The organism is Janthinobacterium sp. BJB401, from assembly GCF_013372745.1.
GTDB classification, from domain to species: domain Bacteria; phylum Pseudomonadota; class Gammaproteobacteria; order Burkholderiales; family Burkholderiaceae_D; genus Janthinobacterium; species Janthinobacterium rivuli.
This window is the reverse complement of sequence record NZ_JABXFH010000014.1, coordinates 18,300-37,173: the sequence shown is the minus strand read 5'-3', so window position 1 is coordinate 37,173 and position 18,874 is coordinate 18,300. Positions and strand designations below refer to the sequence as shown.

Below are 18,874 nucleotides of genomic sequence, written 5' to 3'. Positions count from 1 at the left end.
TCAGTAACTACTACGACCATGTCAAATACAAAACGCGCAATTCGTAATATCGCCATTATCGCCCACGTTGACCACGGCAAAACCACGCTGGTGGATCAGCTGCTGCGCCAGTCCGGCACCTTCCGTGAAAACCAAGCGGTCGACACCCGAGTCATGGACTCGAACGACCTGGAAAAGGAGCGCGGCATTACGATTCTGTCGAAGAACTGCGCTGTTGAGTACGAAGGCACCCACATCAATATCGTCGACACCCCAGGCCACGCCGACTTCGGCGGCGAAGTGGAACGTGTTCTGTCGATGGTGGACTCGGTTCTGCTGCTGGTCGATGCACAGGAAGGCCCGATGCCGCAAACCCGTTTCGTCACGCGCAAAGCGCTGGCACTGGGTCTGAAGCCTATCGTTATCGTCAACAAGGTCGACCGTCCAGGCGCGCGCCCGGACTGGGCCATCAACCAGACGTTCGAACTGTTCGACAAGCTGGGCGCGACCGACGAACAACTCGATTTCCCTATCATTTACGCTTCGGGCCTGAACGGCTATGCCGGCCTGACCGAAGACGTGCGCAGCGGCGACATGAAGCCGATGTTTGACGCCATCCTGGAACACGTTCCAGTGCGTGACGACAATCCTGAAGGCCCGCTGCAAATGCAGATCACCTCGCTGGATTACTCGTCGTACGTCGGCAAGATCGGCATTGGCCGCGTCAACCGCGGTACAGTTAAAGTTGGTCAAGACGTGCTGGTCATCAATGGTCCAGGCGCCACGCCTATCAAAGGCCGCATCAACCAGGTGCTGAACTTCAAGGGCCTGGAGCGCGTGCTGGTTGACGAAGCCGTCGCCGGCGACATCTGCCTGATCAACGGTATCGACGAAATCGGCATCGGTTCGACCCTGTGCGCAGTCGATACCCCGGATCCGCTGCCGATGCTGACCGTTGACGAGCCGACCCTGACCATGAACTTCATGGTCAACAACTCGCCACTGGCTGGCCGCGAAGGCAAGTTCGTTACCTCGCGCCAACTGCGTGACCGTCTGGACCGCGAACTGAAAGCCAACGTTGCTCTGCGCGTTTCGCCAACCGACGACGACACGATCTTCGAAGTATCGGGCCGCGGCGAGCTGCACCTGACGATTCTGATCGAAAACATGCGTCGCGAAGGCTTCGAGCTGGCCGTTTCGCGTCCACGCGTGGTCTTCAAAATGGTTGATGGCGTGCGCCACGAGCCGTTTGAAAACCTGTCCGTTGACGTGGAAGAAGTCAACCAGGGCGGCGTCATGGAAGAACTGGGCCGTCGTCGTGGCGACCTGCAAAACATGGAATCGGATGGCAAGGGCCGCGTGCGTCTCGAGTACCTGATCCCGGCGCGTGGCCTGATCGGCTTCCAGGGCGAATTCATGACCCTGACCCGCGGCACCGGCCTGATGAGCCACGTATTCCACGAATACGCGCCAGTCGACAACACCCGTGGCGAAATGGCTGGCCGTCGCAACGGCGTGCTGATCTCGCAAGATGACGGCGCTGCTGTTGCCTACGCTATCTGGAAACTGCAAGACCGCGGCCGCATGTTCGTGTCGCACAATGACCCAGTCTACGAAGGCATGGTCATCGGTATCCACTCGCGCGACAACGACCTGGTCGTCAACCCGATCAAGGGCAAGCAGCTGACCAACGTGCGTTCGTCGGGTACCGACGAAGCGGTGCGCCTGGTACCGCCAATTCAGATGTCGCTGGAATACGCAGTCGAATTCATCGAGGACGACGAACTGGTGGAAATCACGCCTAAATCGATCCGTCTGCGCAAGCGCTTCCTGAAAGAGCACGAGCGTAAAAAAGCGTCGCGCGATTCGTAATCTGTTGTAGCGCATGGCCTGCGGGCCATGCCACGCTCAAGCCCGTTGCTCCGCCTTTCCTTCACCGGTGAGGCGCGCAGCGGGTTTGTCATTTGCAGCTCCTGTTTTTTGTAGACACCATGACTTCCTCTTCTTTGCCTTCCCGCCGCCTGTCCGTCGCCCCGATGATGGACTGGACCGACCGCCATTGCCGCAAGTTCCACCGCGAAATCACGCGCCACACCTGGCTCTACACCGAGATGGTGACGACGGGCGCGCTGGTGTACGGCGACGTGGAGCGCCATTTGCGCTTCAACGAGGAAGAGCATCCGGTGGCGCTGCAGCTGGGCGGCAGCGATCCGAAGGACCTGGCCACCAGCGCCAGGCTGGGCCAGCAGTGGGGCTACGATGAGGTCAACCTGAACTGCGGCTGCCCCTCCGAGCGCGTGCAAAAGGGCGCATTCGGCGCCTGCCTGATGGCCGAGCCGCAACTGGTGGCCGACTGCGTGAAGGCCATGCGCGACGTGGTCGACATCGATGTCACCGTGAAGCACCGCATCGGCATCGATGACAGCGAATCGTATGACTTCGTGCGCGATTTCGTCGGTACCGTGGCCAATGCCGGCTGCAAGACGTTTATCGTGCATGCGCGCAATGCCATCCTGAAAGGCCTGAGCCCGAAGGAAAACCGCGAAGTGCCGCCACTCAAGTATGACTATGCCTACCGCCTGAAGCGTGATTTTCCGCAATTCGAGTTCATCATCAATGGCGGCATCAAGACCCTGGACGAAATCGACCTGCACCTGCAGCACCTGGACGGCGTCATGCTGGGCCGCGAGGCGTACCATAACCCGTATGTGATGGCGCAGTTCGACCAGCGCTATTACGGCGACGACACGCCCGTCAAAACGCGTGAACAGGTGCTCGAAGCGATGATTCCGTATATCAGCGCGCAGCTGGAAAAAGAAGCGGGGAGATTAAAACTGAACAGCGTCACGCGCCACATGCTGGGCCTGATGCAAAACCTGCCCGGCGCGCGCGGCTTCCGCCAGACCTTGTCCGATTCCAAGAAGCTGGCGTCGGGTGATCCGCGCCTGCTGCTGGAAGCGGCGGCGCGCTTGTCCTTGCCTGCCTGATGCGCGGCGACGTCCACGTCCATGCACAGCAGTTGCATGGCTACCTGCAGGCTGTCACAGCATTGAAGGATGATGGCAGCCTGTTTCTGTGCGAGTATCTGGGGCCCGTCGCGCCGCAGGCATCGCTCGACGCGCTGTGCCGCACGCTGAAGCTGGAGCCGGACGGCATGCGCCTGCAGCCGATCGAGAGCATGGACTGCAGCGGCGCCTTGTGCACGCCGCGCCAGTGGCTGCTCGAGCGCTTGCTGCCGATGAGCGAGGCGGACCGCGAGCCGCTCGACGCCCGTTTATATGATGGTTTCGAGGCCGAACTGGCCGAACTGTTCGGTAGCGAGCCGCACTGGTATCAACTGGTATCGTCGGGTCAGGGCAGCCTGGCTGGTCGATTGGGCGCCATCTGGAGCATCTTTGTCTTCGGCACAGACGGCCACGCCTATGTGATGCATTGCAGCTGGGACCGCTAATCCAACTTGTCTATACCGGTACCCTTGCGCACTGGTATTGTCCGCACTACCCCCTCCTCTGAGTCCCTCTCCCCAAACGATGTCATATGGCTATGCCATGTGTTGTAAATGCGCTGTTTCGGCGCACGCCCGCACTGTCGTGGGGCGTTTCTATGGGGCAAGAAACGGCGTTGTTGCCATTTCCCCGAAGAAAGTTAATCAGCCATTTATTCGGGTACTTATTGCTTGCTTTGAGGCAAAATTTACACCTATAATTGATTATAGACAAATATTTCTCATATGAATGTTTGATGTTGATCTCGCATCATCTGTGTCAAAAATTCAGTGTGTAGAACAAATTTGCATTCGCAGTCACTGGCGTTTTCAGGGCTGTTGTAGATCAGGAAGTACCCCAGGCTGCGTGCGGCCGGAGACCGCCAGCATACCAATGGGTAAGGGCGGACACCGGTGTTGCGCAGCCTTCGTCTTGTCGTGCCGGGCAAAAATCCTTATCAATAGTTTCATTTACGAAGAGCCGAAATGAATTTAGCAAAAATGAAGGTTGGTACCCGCCTGGGCCTGGGTTTCGCCCTGGTACTGGTTCTGCTGGTGGCCGTGACCGTCCTCGGCATCGCGCGCATGGCGCAAATCCAGGAACGTCTCGATCACGTGATCAATGTCAACAACGTCGTCACCCGCCTGGTGATCGACATGCGTGGCAACGTCAGCGACCGCATCACCTCGCTGCGCATCCTGACCCTGATGACGGACGCGGGCGATATGGAACCTGAAATGGCGCGTATCAAGACGCAGACGAGCACCTATCAGGAAACGCAGAAGAAGCTCGAAGAGAAATTCGCCGTCGAGTCGACTCCGGAAGAAAAAGCCCTGCTGACCTCGATCAAGGAATACGAAGCGGCCGCCATGCCGGCCATCGCCAAGGCGTCGGCGCTGTGGATGGCCAACGATGCGGAAGGCGCCACGCGCGTGATGATCAAGGAAATCCGCCCGGTACAGAAAAAATGGATGGAAGCGCTGGAGCAACTGGCCGTGCTGGAAGACAAGCTTAACGAGCAGATGCAATCGGACGCCCGCAAGGCCTTCGACAGCGCGCGCCTGTTCATGATCATCCTCGGCGTACTGGCCGTGGCGATGGGCGTGGCGGCGGCACTGGTGATTACCCGCGGCTTGCTGAAACAGCTGGGCGGCGAGCCTGACTACACGGCATCGATCGCCGGCAGCATCGCCAATGGCGACCTGTCGATCGGCATCCATACGCAGCCTTCCGATACGTCCAGCCTGCTGGCGGAAATGAAGGAAATGCGCAACAGTCTGGTGGGCATCGTCGGCCAGGTGCGCGTCGGTACGGAAACCATCGGCACGGCCTCGCGCGAAATTGCCGACGGCAATATCGACCTGTCGTCGCGCACGGAAATGCAGGCCAGCGCGCTGGAAAAGACGGCGTCGGCCATGGAAGAGCTGACCTCGACCGTGAAACAGAATGCGGACAATGCGCGTGAAGCCAACAAGCTGGCCGCCACTGCTTCGGACGTGGCCCTGAAGGGCGGCTCCGTGGTGTCGCAAGTGGTAGACACCATGAGTTCGATCAATGAATCGGCGAAGAAAATTGTCGACATCATCGGCGTGATCGACGGCATCGCCTTCCAGACCAACATCCTGGCGCTGAACGCGGCCGTGGAAGCGGCACGTGCCGGCGAACAAGGCCGCGGCTTTGCCGTGGTGGCGTCGGAAGTGCGCAACCTGGCCCAACGCTCCGCTGGCGCGGCGAAAGAAATCAAGATCCTCATCGACGATTCGGCCGAGAAGACGGAACGCGGTACGCGCCTGGTCGGCCAGGCTGGCGTGACGATGGGCGAAGTGGTCGACAGCGTGCGCCGCGTGACCGACATCATGAGCGAGATCGCCAGTGCCAGCCAGGAACAAAGCGCCGGCATCGAACAGGTCAACCTGTCGATCATCGAGATGGATGGCATGACGCAGCAAAATGCGGCCCTGGTCGAACAGGCAGCCGCCGCGGCGCAAAGCCTGCAGGATCAGGCGGCCGAACTAGCCCACGTGGTCAGCATCTTCAAACTGGTCGACGGCGAAGAGAAGCCGGCGGCGTATGTGCCGGCCCCAGTGGCTGCCGCGCCAGTGGCCGTGCGCAAGCCGGCGCCGGCATTGCGCCCGGTCAAGTCGCTGACCCGCAAGACCGAAGCAGCCGCTCCCGTGGCGGCTGCAGCGCCACGCAAGGCTGCAGGCGCCGGCAGCAATGACGAGTGGGAAGAGTTTTAAGCGCGGCCAACAGCGCACCGGAAGTTGTAATTACCGTATCTGATAATCATGGGGAAGCACATGTTTGAGAATAAGCGTTTGATGAGTGTTGCAGCAGCCTTGCTGGTATCCGTTTCTTCCGCCGCCTTCGCGGCCGAGGTGCCGGCATCGTTCGATGCCAAGAACTGCAAGGCCGACTATCCGAAAGCCTCGCTGATGAACGAAGAGCAGGGCACCGTGTCGATGTCCTTCCTGGTCAATGCCGATGGTAGCGTTGCCGATTCGAAAGTCGACAAGAGCAGCGGCTTCAAGAACCTGGACAAGGCCGCCATCAAGGCCCTGTCCGCATGCAAGTTCAAGCCGGGCACCAAGGATGGCGCTGCGGCGCAAACCTGGACCAAGGTCGACTACGCCTGGAAGCTGGACTGATCCATATTTGCCGGGAGCGGCGCTCCCGGCATGGCCGACTCCGCTACGGGCGGCGCCTGCAAGGGTGCCGCCCGTACTGTTATGTGCGCCAGCCAACGGCACTGTCGCCGCCGATTCTGTTACCCTCGAAACATACCTTCGGGATCTCCCATTACAAGAGGCCTACCATGCAGCGCATCCTGACACTTTCCTCCCTGGCCGCCAGCGGCTTGCTGCTTTCCGCCTGCGCATCGCTGGGCACGCCCGTGGGCTTGCAGGCGGGGCAGACCGTGGCCGTCGTCAATAGCCTGAGCTGGGACAATCCCCTGACGGGCAAGCGCGACGGCGTGCGCACCAGCTGGCCCATCAAGGATGGCAAGATTGCCCCTGAATATTTTCCGCTGGCGCAGCTGAAGCAGTGCGAGGCCGGCGGCAAGCCTTGCGCCTGGGGCGTGATGCGGGCGCAGCGCGGCGCGCCCACGCTGAGCTATGCGGACGGCGGCGTCGACCTGGCCGTGAGCGTGGCCATCGACGTGGCGCGACGCCAGGATGCGCGCCAGGGCGAGACGCAAACGGCGATGGCGATTCCGCAGGATGTGGCCGCGCTGGCTGGCCGGCAACAGGTGCAACCCAGCTGGAAATTGAAGTATGGAAAGGTCGAGCAGGTCGAGCTCGATTACGGCGTGCGCTACCAGGTGTGCGTGCAGCGCTACGATGCGGCCGGCAAGGCCATCGATACCTGCGCGATTCCGTTTATTTGAAGAAACATGCCATGCGGGCCGTTTGTGGCGGCCTTGCGACATTTCATGTTGCGGCGTGCGTCGGCGTGTAACAATCGGTAAAAGCACAGCAAAGCACCGCGTAATTTCTTATAGTACTTAATTAAGCAGTACACATTAGGAGAATTGCGATGAAAACCCTGTTGGCAGTAATCTCGCTGGCCGCCCTGGGTGGCTGCGTCGTGGCGCCTCCCGGTCCTGCGTATTACGGTTCGCGCGCGCCGCAGGGAGCCTACAATCCTTACGACTGGCATACGGTCTCGTCCGAGCCGGTGCAGTCGGGCCGCGTGATGAGCGCGCCGCGCGTGGAATATACGAATGAGCCCGTGTATGTGCAGCAGCAGCCGGTGTACGTGCAGCAGCCCGTGTATGTGCCGGCGCCAGTCTACGCGCCGCAACCGTATTATTACAATCCGCCCGTATCGATCGGGCTGGACTTCATGTTTGGCTTTGGGCGCTACGGTGGACACCGCGGCGGCTGGGGCGGACATGGCCGCTATCACGGCCGCCGCTAATGTAGCGTGCTTGCATGCAGGACAAAGCCGGACAAGCGTTGCTTGCCCGGCTTTGTCATTTTACTAGTGGAAATACACCGAACCCTGGTGCAATACGTCCGCCGAGCACAAGATGTACATCGCCGCCGCTGCCAGACCTATTTGCAAGGCGCCAAAGCTGATCGGGATGAGGCGGGACATGTCGTACTCCTGAGTGGTGTGAGGTATGGTCAGGCTTTCATCATAGGATGAGTTGATGCCTTTGGGCATCGGATGAATGTCCGCTACCGTGTAGGACAACACCTCGTGCCTGGCGCCCCGCCTCGCTCTCCGGAAGGCTAGCGGTTTTTCCAGCGCACGACGGGCTCTTCCGGCGCCGTGTCCGGCACGTTCGAGATCGCCAGCCAGTGCGTCAGGCGTTCCGGGTGTTTGAGATTGATGCCCATGCCATCGATGATGCCGACCTGTTCCAGCATGCGCGCATCGATTTTCGCTTTCGACACCGTGGGCGCGCCCATGACCATGCGGTCATACGCCTTGCGCGCCTTGTGTTCCCACTTGTGCAGATTGCTTTCGTCGAAGCGGTTCGCTTCGAAGTACACGGTCAGGGTGCCATCGAGGTTGCCGAAGCCGACAATGCCCGCGCCCTTGCGGATGGTGGTGGTGTTGTCGATATCAAATTCCGCCGTCGGCACAAAAATGCCGGCGCGGCCGTCGATGTCGGGACGTCCCACGGGCGTTTCCTTGCCGTAGGAACTCGTTTCGGTAATGGTTTTTTCTGCGGACATGGTGCGTGTGCGGTGGCCGTGCCGGGAGCGCTATCGGGCCCGGTGGTGCCAGCCTTCCTGTTCAAAAAATGCGTGCTGATGATCAGGGCGGGGTAGGGGCCCTGGCGGAGCGATGCTTGGCATTGCTTGATACCCCGCTATTGTAGCGTCAATTTAATTCTTCTTGGCAACATTTCCTGAAAATTATGCTCCCGTCTTTCCATGAAAAAAGCCGCCCGGCCATGGCGGCGGGGCGGCTGATGTGCGACGCTAGATCAGGCTCAGGCGCCGTTCTTGCGGCGCACCACAAAACCCAGCAAACCCAGGCCCAGCAGCATCATGGCGTAGGTTTCCGGTTCCGGCACGGCAGCCATCACCGAGACATTATCCAGATAGGAACCATAGGTCGGCGCGGAGACGGGGCCGATCGATTCGAAGCGCAGCAGGCTCGACGAGCCGAGCGCCGTCACGTTCTGGCTGTAGGTTTGCCACACGCCGGTGGTCGTGCCGACCAAGGCCGTTGGCGTCAGCAGGGTCGAACCCCAGTAGACGTTCATCAGGCTGCTCGCGCCGCCTGGCGTATTCGGGCGGCCCGAGTAGGCGAACGACAACGCATACGTGCCGCCGGCCGTGGTGGCGATCGACTGCGAGACGGAAGTCAGGCGCTCGGCATTGAGTTCCAGGTATTGCGTGCCGGCAGCGGCGACGGGGTTGAAGCCGCTCTGACCGCCTTGCGTGGCTCCCTTCTGGATTTCAAACGCAGTGTTGCCGCTGACGGACGAGGTCCAGCCCGTTACGGCGCTCAATTGCGCGAACGGCGTGCTGATGGCGTTGCTTTCGAAGCTACCGTTGATGACCAGTTCGGTCGCGGCATTGGCGGCGCCGGCAGTGATCAGCGAGGTGAACGCGGCAATCTTGAAGAGGGTGGCAGGCATGTTCATGTAAGGTCCGCTTTCTTATCTAATGATTAATTTAATTTCCTAAATGATATTAAAGAATATCACTAAAACTCACCGGAAGTAGAGATTTTTCGCTAAAAATTTTGTAATTGTGAAATCATTTGTGTTTAAAATGAAAATAATTTCCATGGCGAACTTGTTGCGCGTACGTCCAAGGGGGCGCGGCCATGCTTCTGCTTGCATCACAGCATCTTTGTGACATCAGGAGGCGAAAAAAAACCTGCATCGAAAACACAACGGTGCAGGTTTTACAGGGTGCGCGCGCCAGGCACGCTGCCGGATCAGAATGCCAGGCGACCCTGCAGGTAGACCATGCGCGGCGCGCCCACCAGCTTGCCCAGATTGCCATCCGAGGTGCGCGTGAAATAGCGCTTGTCGGCGAGGTTGTTGACGCCGGCGACCAGTTCCAGGCCGTTCTGGCCCGGCACTTTCCATTTCACTTGCGTATTCCAGGTACGGAAGCCGGGAATCACGCCCAGGCTGCCAGTCGGATTTTCCGCCACGGTGTTGGCTTCGTCGGCGAACTGGCGGCTCTGGTGGCTGCTCGACAAATCAAAACCCCAGGCGCCCAGCTGGTAGTGGGCGCCGACGGTGTCCGTGGTGCGCGAATAGAAGGGCACGTCGTTGCCCGCGTTCACGCCATCCTGCAAGGTGGCCTTGGTGTAAGTGTAGGTGGCGTAGGCATTCAAGCCGGCCAGCGGGCCGGACTGGTCGAAGTGGTAGTCGATGGCCGATTCCAGGCCCCGGTGGTGCGTGGCGCCCACGTTGTAGAAGACGACGTTTTCGCCGCTGCCGACGGACTGGATCTGGTTGTCGAACTTGATGTTGAACAAGGTCGCCTCGGCCGACAGTTGGGCGCTTTTCCAGCGCGCGCCCAGCTCGGCTGTTTTCGCCAGTTCCGGCTGCAGCGGGTTCTTGCTTGATTGCGCATTGAGCTGCGTATTTTGCACGGCGCCAAACGAGCTGTTGTAGTTGCCGAACAGGGTTACATTATTGTTGAGCAAGTAGGCCACGTTCAGCGAGGGCAGGGCCTTGTTGTTGAGCAGATCGATCTTCTGGTCGGTCGGCAAGTGGTTGAAGCGTTCCGTCTTGATGTGCTCGTAGCGCACGCCGGGCGTGATGCGCCACGCGTCGATGGCGATCTTGTCGTCGATATACACAGCTTGCGCATCGGTCGAATTGTCGGCGAAGCGCGTCGGCTTTTGTTGCACGCCCGTGGCGATGACGACGTTGTAGATGGTCTCATCGGCCCGCTCGGCCAGGTAGCGGTAGCCGACGGTGACGTCCTGCGATACCTTGCCGGTCGTGAAGCGCTGCGTGTAGCGCGGTTCGATGGCCGTCGTCTCATAGTTGCGCGGCTGGTGGCCCAGGTTCTTTCCGCTGATCAGGGTGCTTTCGCGCGAGCTCTTGTTGTAGTAGGCGCGCACCTCGAATTCCTGCGTGCCGGACAGGGCGTTCAGGTAGCCGATGTCGAAGGCTTTGCGCTCGCCGCTCCAGAAGTCGCTCGGGCGCGTGTTCTGGAACGGGTTCTGTTTGTACTGGGCGGCGGTCAGGCCGCCCGGCGTGCGCGACGTCACGTCATAGTAGGACAGCTTGCCGTACACCTCGGCCGTCGGGCTCAGGTCGTAGCGGAATTTGAGGGCGAAGTCGTTGACCTTTTCATCGCTGCCCACGCGCCAGTCGCTGCCGCGGATGCCCGAATACAGCACCGCCAGGCCCAGGCCGCTGTCGAGTTGGGTGCCGGCAAAGACGCTCGCTTGCGTGTTGTGGCCCACTTCGCTGTACGAGTTGTAGCGCACGGTGGCGTCACCCGTGATGCCTGGCGTGGTGGGCACGCGGCGCGTCTTGAAGTTGATGATGCCGCCCACGTTTTGCGGGCCGAAGCGCACGGCGCCGCCGCCGCGCACCACGTCGACCGTCTCGACGTTGGCCAGGCTGACGGGCGCGAACGACAGTTGCGGCTGGCCATAGGGCGCCACCGACATCGGGATGCCGTCCAGCAAGACCGTGCTGCGCGGCGAATAGCGCCCGGCCAGGCCGCGCACGCCGATATTGAGGGAGATGGCGCTGCCGGCGCTGCCCGAGTTGTCGCTGATCTGCACGCCGGGAATGCGGCGCATCACGTCGCTGAGGCTGGTTGCGCCCGAGTTCTCGATATCGTCCTTTTGCACCACGGTGCGCGCGCCGGCGAAATTTTTCGTGCTGGCGGCCATGCTGGTGCCCAGCAGATTGCTGCTGACCTGAATCGATTCCAGGATGGGGCCGGCGTTATCGGCAGTATTAGCTTGCTGTGCCTGCGCGGCGATGGGCGCGTTCAGGCAGGCGAGGGCGATGGCCAGCGCGCATGGGCGCAGCGAAAAGGGCAGTGTGAAAGGTGTGGCAGCCATGCATGGATCTCCGTAATGACAATGTTTGCGCGGGCAATCGGGCGGCGCGACAACATCGTGGCGTGGACATCCGGCGCAAGGGGATGATAATGATAATGATTCTCATTTTATCCGTCAATTGCGAGTATTGCGTAGGGGAGGTATGGCCGCTTGCGAGGTGGGAAAGTGTTGCTGGCGCGGTACAGCGGGTGGCTTCGATTGCCGCTTGGCACCATTGCTCGGGTGCGGCGGCATTGTGCGCGCTTCTTGTATACTCGCGTTTTTGCAGCCGTCAGACGTGAACGTACAATGAGCCAGACAACTGAAACGACACCAGGCAATTCCTCCGTGGAACGCCGTCAGGGCGACCAGCCGGCAAGTGCTGCGCGCAAATTAAATCTCCTGGTGGTCGACGACAACCAGGAAGTGGGCGAATCGCTGGCCATGCTGCTCGAAGCGCTGGGCCACCATGTCGTGGTGGTGCGCAACTGGCAGATGGCCGTCGAGCAAGTCAAGCTGTGCGTGCCCGACGCCGTCTACCTCGACATCGAAATGCCCGGCATCAGCGGCATCGAAATCGGCCGCCGCCTGCATAACAATCCCGACACGGCCAACGCGGTGCTGATCGCCGTCACCGGCCACAGCCTGCCCATGTACATGGACGACGCGCTGGCCGTGGGCTTCCGCCACTTCCTCGTCAAGCCCGTGCGCCTGGAGGATTTGGCGACGACGGTGCAGTCGGTGCTGGCGGGCTAAAATGTGTGCTATGGTTTGCGGCCCATTCCCGGGAATCCGGACACAGGCACGCAATGACCATGCATTCCCCGCAGCAAGCTGCAAGCACCGACCTGGCCAGCCGCTATCTGGGCGTACTGGCCGATTTTGATACGGCCTTGCTGCATCGCCATGCGCCGCATGCCGATGCGGAAAAGCTTTCTGGCCTCTTCCTTCCCAGCGTGCCGCCCAACTGGCTTGGCGCCCGGCAGCGCATCATGATCGTGGGCTGCGAAACGCGGCAATGGAATGTGCTGCAGGCAGGCGAGCGTTTTAGTTCGCTCGAACACTATGTTGAGCGGTCCATGGCCGTGCACCAAGCTTATTTTGCGCAGCAATTGTCACAGTCGGATATTAGGGGCCTTGCCTTCCATAATTTTACGCGCGCCGTGGCGCAGCGCTGCGGCAGCGACGGTTTGATCTACGCCAACCTGTTGTGCATGGCATGGAAGCGGGGCAGCCCCGTCCGGTGCGATCACTTCGATCTGATCAAACGTTATTCCAAGCTGTTGCTGGAGGTGCAAATCGATTTCTTCCAGCCCGAGATCATCATCTTTGCCAACGGCAGCGCCACCGCCGGGCATAGGCGCGACTTCTTTCCGCTGGCCCGCGATGAGCATGGCAAGGCTATCGGCGTTGAGTATGTCGAGGAGCACATTCCCAATGCACAGTTGTGGAAATTTCAGTTGGGGCACAGGGATTGCTACCGCATCCAGCATCCGTCGTCGCGCTCGCCTGATGCCGCCAGCGCGCGCCAGTTCTTGTTGGGATTGCTACCTCAGAAGCCGGAGTGAAGTAGCCGATGGCGCCATGTTATTTATGGCTGGCGGAAATGAAAAAAGGGTTACAAGCCGAAGCATGTAACCCTTTTATTTACTGCTAATTCTGTGGGGTGGCTGATGGGGCTCGAACCCACGACAACAGGAATCACAATCCTGGACTCTACCAACTGAGCTACAGCCACCACTGTCTTACTTACCTGTTTAGCTGTTTTGCTGAACAGGTGCCGAATTATACAAAGAACTCGGCAAAGTGGCAAATCTAAATGCGGTCTTTTTTAAAGAATCGAAAGATTGCATGAAAACGGTCGCTTTTGCTCTCACACCGCTCACACGGACAGGTGCGCCACGGGAGGCTGCAAGTCCAGCAAACCGGCGAAGGCTTGCGCCAGGGCTTCGACCTTGGCCGTCGTGTAGCCCAGCAGGCGTGGCGTGTCGTTGCTGGTGCGGCGCAGGCTGGCCGCGTCGAGCAAACGGGCCAGCTGGCGCGCCACGGCGTCGCCGGTGTCGACCAGGGTGACGGGTTCCGGCGTATGCGCGCGCACCGTGCGTTCGATGGCGTCTTGCACGAAGGGGTAGTGGGTGCAGCCGAGCACCAGGGTATCGACGCCTTGCGCCAGCAGGGGGGCGATATAGCGGTCGAGCATGGCGCTGGTGGCGTCGAGCGGGTCGCTGCCCATCGCGGACTGTTCGATGCGTTCGACCAGGCCCACGCAGGGCTGCAAGATGAACGTGGCACCGGTCGCGCTGCTGACTTGTTCGCGCAAGGCCAGCAGCTTGTCGCCGCGCAAGGTGCGTTCCGTGGCCAGCACGCCGATCTTGCCGTTGCGGCTGATGGCGGCCGCCGGTTTCAGACCCGGTTCGACGCCGACGATGGGCAGGTCCGGGTAGCGCGCGCGCAGCGCCTTGATGGCGGCGATGGTGGCCGTGTTGCACGCCACCACCAGTGCTTTCGCGCCTTGCTGCAGCAGGTAGCCGGCAACTGCCAGTGAACGGTCGATCACTTGCTGTTCCGTCTTGTCGCCATACGGTGCATGGCCGGAATCGGCAAAGTAAATCAAATCTTCCTGCGGCAGCTGCGCGCGGATATGGCGCAGCACCGACAGGCCGCCCACGCCGGAGTCAAAAATGCCGATGGGCGCGTCGGGGTGGACATTGCTTGCAATAGAAGTCATGGGGAACCGGAGTAGATAAAAAAACGCCGCGCTGGATTGCCGCGCGGCGTTAATGGTAGAGCTTGTTTAAGCAACCGTCACGGGAATCTTGCTGACGCTATTGAGTTGCTCGATCTTCGCCTGCCATTCCTTCGGACCCGTGTTGTGCACCGAGGTGCCTTTCGCATCCACGGCCACCGTCACCGGCATGTCGACCACGTCGAATTCGTAGATCGCTTCCATGCCCATGTCGGCAAAGCCCAGCACCTTGGCGTGCTTGATGGCTTTCGACACCAGGTAGGCGGCGCCGCCCACGGCCATCAAATAGGCCGACTGGTGCTTCTGGATCGATTCGATGGCGACCGGTCCCCGTTCGGCCTTGCCGATCATGGCGATCAGGCCGGTTTTTTCCAGCATCATGTCGGTGAACTTGTCCATGCGGGTGGCGGTCGTTGGACCGGCCGGGCCGACGGCTTCGTCGCGCACCGGGTCGACGGGGCCGACGTAGTAGATCACGCGGTTCTTGAAATCGACCGGCAATTCTTCGCCCTTGGCCAGCATGTCCTGGATGCGCTTGTGCGCGGCGTCGCGGCCCGTCAGCATCTTGCCGTTCAACAGCAAGGTCTGGCCCGGTGTCCACGAAGCGACTTCTTCTTTTGTGAGGGTATTCAGGTCGACGCGCTTGGATTTTTCCGTGTCCGGCGTCCAGTGCACTTCCGGCCACGACGACAGCGATGGCGGTTCCATGTAGGCAGGGCCCGAGCCGTCCAGCACGAAGTGGCCGTGGCGCGTGGCGGCGCAGTTCGGGATCATGGCGACAGGCTTCGACGCGGCGTGCGTCGGGTGCATCATGATTTTCACGTCGAGCACGGTCGTCAGGCCGCCCAGGCCTTGCGCGCCGATGCCCAGCGAGTTGATCTTGTCGCACAGCTCGATACGCAGTTCTTCCAGCTTGTTTTGCGGACCGCGTTGTTTCAGCTCAAACATGTCGATGTCTTCCATCAACACTTCTTTTGCCATCAGCATGGCTTTTTCGGCCGTGCCGCCGATGCCGATGCCCAGCATGCCAGGCGGGCACCAGCCGGCGCCCATCGTCGGCACGGTCTTCATGACCCAGTCCACCAGCGAATCGGACGGATTCATCATGATCATCTTCGATTTGTTTTCCGAACCGCCGCCCTTGGCAGCGACTTTCACGTCGACGGTATTGCCTTCGACCAATTCCATGTGCACGACGGCTGGCGTGTTGTCCTTGGTGTTCTTGCGGTCGAAATGCGGGTCGGCCACGATGGAAGCGCGCAGTTTGTTGTCGTCGAAGTTGTACGCGCGGCGCACGCCTTCGTTGACGGCGTCGGTAACGGTGCCGGAGAAGCCTTCGAAGCGCACGCCCATGCCGATTTTCAGGAAGACGTTGACGATACCCGTGTCCTGGCAGATAGGACGCTTGCCTTCCGCGCACATGCGCGAGTTGGTCAGGATTTGCGCGATCGCATCTTTTGCCGCCGGGCTTTGCTCGGCCGCGTAGGCGCGCGCCAGGTGCTCGATGTAATCAGCAGGGTGGTAGTAGCTAATGTACTGCAACGCTGCGGCGACGGATTCGATCAGGTCTTCTTGCTTTATGACAGTCATGGTGTTCTCGCGGTGGATAAGAAGGGTAGGACTCTTTGCTGAAAGCCCATGGCCGCCGCTGGCAGCCATGAGCTTCTCTCATTAGTGAGGTGCTCTGGCTTGATTCTGGGTGACCGTCATGATGCGGTCCGTGTAGGCAATCGCCATCGCCGACAGGATGAAGACCATGTGGATCACCGTTTGCGCGATGATCACTTCGATCTTGTACGAGTTGGCGTTGATGAAGGTCTTCAGCAGGTGGATGGACGAGATGCCGATGATGGCCATCGCCAGTTTCGTCTTCAGCACGGAAGCATTTACGTGCGACAACCATTCCGGCTGGTCTGGGTGGTCATCGAGGTGCATGCGCGAAACGAAGGTTTCGTAGCCGCCAATAATGACCATGATCAGCAGGTTCGAAATCATCACCACGTCGATCAGGCCTAATACCACCAGCATGATGGTCGCTTCGTTCAGCTTGGTCGGCAGGGCGCTGCCCGGCACGGCAACGGCCGTCAGCACGTGCTGCAGGGCTGCATCATTGCCGAACACGGCGCCGATCAGGTCGGATAATTCCACCCAGAAATGAAATACATACACGCATTGTGCGAGGATCAGGCCCAGGTACAGCGGCAACTGCAGCCAGCGCGACATGAAGATGAAGGAGGACAGCGGGTGCAGCTTGGTATGTTTGGATGACGGTGGTAGGTGGTCGATCATGTGGGGTTTCCTGGGGGAGTAAATACCAATTTTTGGTATGCCCGACATTTTACACTTGCTGCTGATTACTGCGCATGGCCTTGCTTCTGATTATTAGGTTTGATGAAACACGAAGTGGTATTGAACCTTCGGTGCAGCGTGCATTTTCCCAGTGAAAATACTGTATGGCGTCCCCTTGACTCCCATTGCCGAAGGCGCTTATGGTTAGCCTTGATAGGGGTAAAACGCTGCATAAACGCGACATGTAAGGCGTCCGTAAGACACGGGGTCTATCGTGTTAGCAAACAATTACTACACTGGAGACAAGCATGAGCGCTACAGAAAACCAAGGGCAGGGCACGGAACAGCAGGGACCAGGAGAGTCGCGCGTATTTGACCCATCGGCAGCGTTTGCCGCACAGGCAACGATTTCCGGCATGGACGCCTACCGCGCCATGGTGGCTGACGCCGAACGCGACTACGAAGGCTTCTGGGCCAAGCTGGCGCGTGAAAACCTGAGCTGGAAAAAGCCGTTCACCCGCACCCTGAACGAAGACAATGCGCCATTCTACAAATGGTTCGAAGACGGCCAGCTGAACGTGTCCTACAACTGCCTGGACCGCAATATCGAAAATGGCCTGGGCGACAAGACGGCCATCATCTTCGAAGCGGACGACGGCACCGTTACCAAGGCAACATATAAAGAACTGCACGAAAAAGTCTGCAAGTTCGCCAACGGCCTGAAAGCCAAGGGCATCGCCAAGGGCGACCGCGTGATCATCTATATGTCGATGTCCGTCGAAGGCGTTGCTGCAATGCAAGCCTGCGCGCGCATCGGCGCCACCCACTCCGTGGTCTTTGGCGGTTTCTCGGCGAAATCCCTGCAGGAACGCATCATCGACGCGGGCGCCGTGGCCGTCATCACGGGCGACGAACAATTGCGCGGTGGCAAGAAGCTGCCATTGAAATCCATCGTCGACGAAGCGCTGGCGCTGGGCGGCTGCGACTGCGTGAAAAACGTCATCGTCTACAAACGCACGGGCAGCGACTTGCCGATGGTGGCCGGCCGCGACACATGGCTGCACGATCTGGTCGAAGGCCAGCCGGCGCAATGCGAACCGGAATGGGTCGATGCCGAGCATCCACTGTTTATCTTGTACACCTCCGGTTCGACGGGCACGCCGAAGGGCGTGCAGCATTCGAGCGGCGGCTACCTGCTGTGGGCCGCGCTGACGATGAAGTGGAGTTTTGACATCAAGCCGGACGACGTGTTCTGGTGCACGGCCGACATCGGCTGGGTGACGGGCCACAGCTACATCGCGTATGGCCCGATGGCCGTGGGCGCCACGCAAGTGGTGTTCGAAGGCATCCCGACCTACCCGAACGCCGGCCGTTTCTGGGAAACCATCAAGAAGCACAACGTCAGCATTTTCTACACGGCGCCAACGGCCATCCGTTCGCTGATCAAGGCGGCCGACGTGGACCCGAAAGTCCATCCAAGCAACTATGACCTGACCAGCTTGCGCCTGCTGGGCACGGTCGGCGAGCCGATCAATCCGGAAGCGTGGATGTGGTACTACAAGCACATCGGCGGCGAGAAATGCCCGATCGTCGATACCTTCTGGCAAACGGAAACGGGCGGTCACATGATCACCCCATTGCCGGGCGCCACGCCGATGGTGCCAGGTTCCTGCACCCTGCCATTGCCAGGCATCATGGCCGCCATCGTGGACGAAGCGGGCCAGGACGTGCCGAACGGCCAGGGCGGCATCCTGGTGGTAAAACGTCCATGGCCATCGATGATCCGCACGATCTGGAACAACCCCGAGCGTTTCAAGTCCAGCTACTTCCCGGAAGAACTGGGCGGCAAGATGTACCTGGCAGGCGACGGCGCCATCCGCAACAAGGACACCGGCTACTTCACCATCACGGGCCGTATCGATGACGTGCTGAACGTGTCGGGCCACCGCATGGGCACGATGGAAATCGAATCGGCCCTGGTGGCCAACCCGCTGGTGGCCGAAGCCGCCGTGGTGGGCCGCCCGGACGACACGACAGGCGAATCGATCTGCGCCTTCGTGGTGCTCAAGCAAGCGCGTCCGACGGGCGAGGAAGCGAAACGACTGGCGCTGGAGCTGCGCAACTGGGTCGGCAAGGAAATCGGCCCGATCGCGAAACCGAAGGAAATCCGTTTCGGCGACAACCTGCCCAAAACCCGCTCCGGCAAAATCATGCGCCGCCTGCTGCGCGTGCTGGCCAAGGGCGAGACGATCACGCAAGACGTGTCGACCCTGGAAAACCCGGCCATCCTGGATCAGCTGAAGGAAGCGTCGTAATAGAGCGGCCAGCCCCTGCGGAAGGGGAGTGCGCGCCACCGTGGCGCATCCTTCCGCCGGGCCGGGCC

The 18,874-nt window shown here is 60.3% G+C and carries 16 protein-coding genes and 1 tRNA gene; 10 read left to right on the top strand and 7 right to left on the bottom strand.

The annotated features are described in order from the left end of the window. Window positions 1–18 precede the first annotated feature (18 nt). The 7 genes from typA to HWE17_RS11710 all read left to right on the top strand — a co-directional run bounded on the left by typA (window position 19) and on the right by HWE17_RS11710 (window position 7,385). Window positions 19–1,851 carry a translational GTPase TypA gene (typA, locus tag HWE17_RS11740; RefSeq protein ID WP_176388866.1) on the top strand — a complete coding sequence of 611 codons (1,833 nt, stop codon included), beginning with the start codon at window positions 19–21 and terminating at the stop codon, window positions 1,849–1,851. 119 nt (window positions 1,852–1,970) lie between these two features. After that, the gene (dusA, locus tag HWE17_RS11735; protein ID WP_176388865.1) at window positions 1,971–2,966 is read left to right on the top strand and encodes a tRNA dihydrouridine(20/20a) synthase DusA; all 996 of its coding nucleotides are present in this window, start codon (window positions 1,971–1,973) and stop codon (window positions 2,964–2,966) included. Beyond that, complete coding sequence (locus tag HWE17_RS11730) at window positions 2,966–3,430, top strand: hypothetical protein (RefSeq protein ID WP_035825207.1); 465 nt, start codon at window positions 2,966–2,968, stop codon at window positions 3,428–3,430. Before dusA ends, HWE17_RS11730 begins: the two co-directional genes overlap by 1 nt. 519 nt (window positions 3,431–3,949) lie before the next feature. Next, a complete protein-coding gene (locus tag HWE17_RS11725) occupies window positions 3,950–5,704 on the top strand; it encodes a methyl-accepting chemotaxis protein (RefSeq protein WP_235211801.1) in 1,755 nt (584 codons plus the stop codon). A 60-nt stretch (window positions 5,705–5,764) separates the two neighbouring features. Continuing rightward, entirely contained in the window at window positions 5,765–6,112 is a 348-nt protein-coding gene (locus HWE17_RS11720) for an energy transducer TonB (protein WP_233516259.1), read from the top strand. Between the two features lie 167 nt (window positions 6,113–6,279). Further along, on the top strand, window positions 6,280–6,852 hold the full coding sequence (locus tag HWE17_RS11715; RefSeq protein WP_099400781.1) for a hypothetical protein: 573 nt from the start codon (window positions 6,280–6,282) through the stop codon (window positions 6,850–6,852). Between the two features lie 149 nt (window positions 6,853–7,001). Continuing rightward, complete coding sequence (locus HWE17_RS11710) at window positions 7,002–7,385, top strand: hypothetical protein (protein ID WP_035825214.1); 384 nt, start codon at window positions 7,002–7,004, stop codon at window positions 7,383–7,385. Between the two features lie 317 nt (window positions 7,386–7,702). Here HWE17_RS11710 and HWE17_RS11705 read toward each other — a convergent pair whose 3' ends face one another. The 3 genes from HWE17_RS11705 to HWE17_RS11695 form a co-directional block, all read right to left on the bottom strand. Continuing rightward, complete coding sequence (locus HWE17_RS11705) at window positions 7,703–8,152, bottom strand: hypothetical protein (RefSeq protein ID WP_035825219.1); 450 nt, start codon at window positions 8,150–8,152, stop codon at window positions 7,703–7,705. 260 nt (window positions 8,153–8,412) lie between these two features. After that, window positions 8,413–9,072 carry an FxDxF family PEP-CTERM protein gene (locus HWE17_RS11700; RefSeq protein WP_176388895.1) on the bottom strand — a complete coding sequence of 220 codons (660 nt, stop codon included), beginning with the start codon at window positions 9,070–9,072 and terminating at the stop codon, window positions 8,413–8,415. A 299-nt stretch (window positions 9,073–9,371) separates the two neighbouring features. Next, a complete protein-coding gene (locus tag HWE17_RS11695) occupies window positions 9,372–11,477 on the bottom strand; it encodes a TonB-dependent siderophore receptor (protein WP_176388864.1) in 2,106 nt (701 codons plus the stop codon). 288 nt (window positions 11,478–11,765) lie between these two features. On the opposite strand from HWE17_RS11695, the gene HWE17_RS11690 reads away from it, so the two are divergent. Together HWE17_RS11690 and HWE17_RS11685 are read left to right on the top strand one after the other, a co-directional pair. Then, window positions 11,766–12,212, top strand: coding sequence for a response regulator (locus tag HWE17_RS11690; protein ID WP_176388863.1), 447 nt, complete (start codon window positions 11,766–11,768; stop codon window positions 12,210–12,212). A 53-nt stretch (window positions 12,213–12,265) separates the two neighbouring features. Then, window positions 12,266–13,024: a hypothetical protein gene (locus HWE17_RS11685; protein WP_176388862.1), complete on the top strand. Its 759-nt coding sequence runs from the start codon at window positions 12,266–12,268 to the stop codon at window positions 13,022–13,024. 94 nt (window positions 13,025–13,118) lie between these two features. On the opposite strand, the gene HWE17_RS11680 is transcribed toward HWE17_RS11685, so the two are convergent. From HWE17_RS11680 to HWE17_RS11665, 4 genes are all read right to left on the bottom strand, one after another. Further along, window positions 13,119–13,194: transfer RNA gene (locus tag HWE17_RS11680), tRNA-His, on the bottom strand. 144 nt (window positions 13,195–13,338) lie between these two features. Next, the gene (gene murI / locus HWE17_RS11675) at window positions 13,339–14,184 is read right to left on the bottom strand and encodes a glutamate racemase (protein WP_176388861.1); all 846 of its coding nucleotides are present in this window, start codon (window positions 14,182–14,184) and stop codon (window positions 13,339–13,341) included. A gap of 66 nt (window positions 14,185–14,250) precedes the next feature. Then, on the bottom strand, window positions 14,251–15,792 hold the full coding sequence (locus HWE17_RS11670) for a fumarate hydratase (protein ID WP_034784516.1): 1,542 nt from the start codon (window positions 15,790–15,792) through the stop codon (window positions 14,251–14,253). A gap of 81 nt (window positions 15,793–15,873) precedes the next feature. Next, a complete protein-coding gene (locus tag HWE17_RS11665; RefSeq protein WP_099400789.1) occupies window positions 15,874–16,491 on the bottom strand; it encodes a YqhA family protein in 618 nt (205 codons plus the stop codon). Window positions 16,492–16,799: 308 nt separating this feature from the next. Here HWE17_RS11665 and acs point away from each other — a divergent pair, with 308 nt between their 5' ends. Beyond that, window positions 16,800–18,806: an acetate--CoA ligase gene (acs, locus tag HWE17_RS11660; protein WP_176388860.1), complete on the top strand. Its 2,007-nt coding sequence runs from the start codon at window positions 16,800–16,802 to the stop codon at window positions 18,804–18,806. Window positions 18,807–18,874 lie beyond the last annotated feature (68 nt).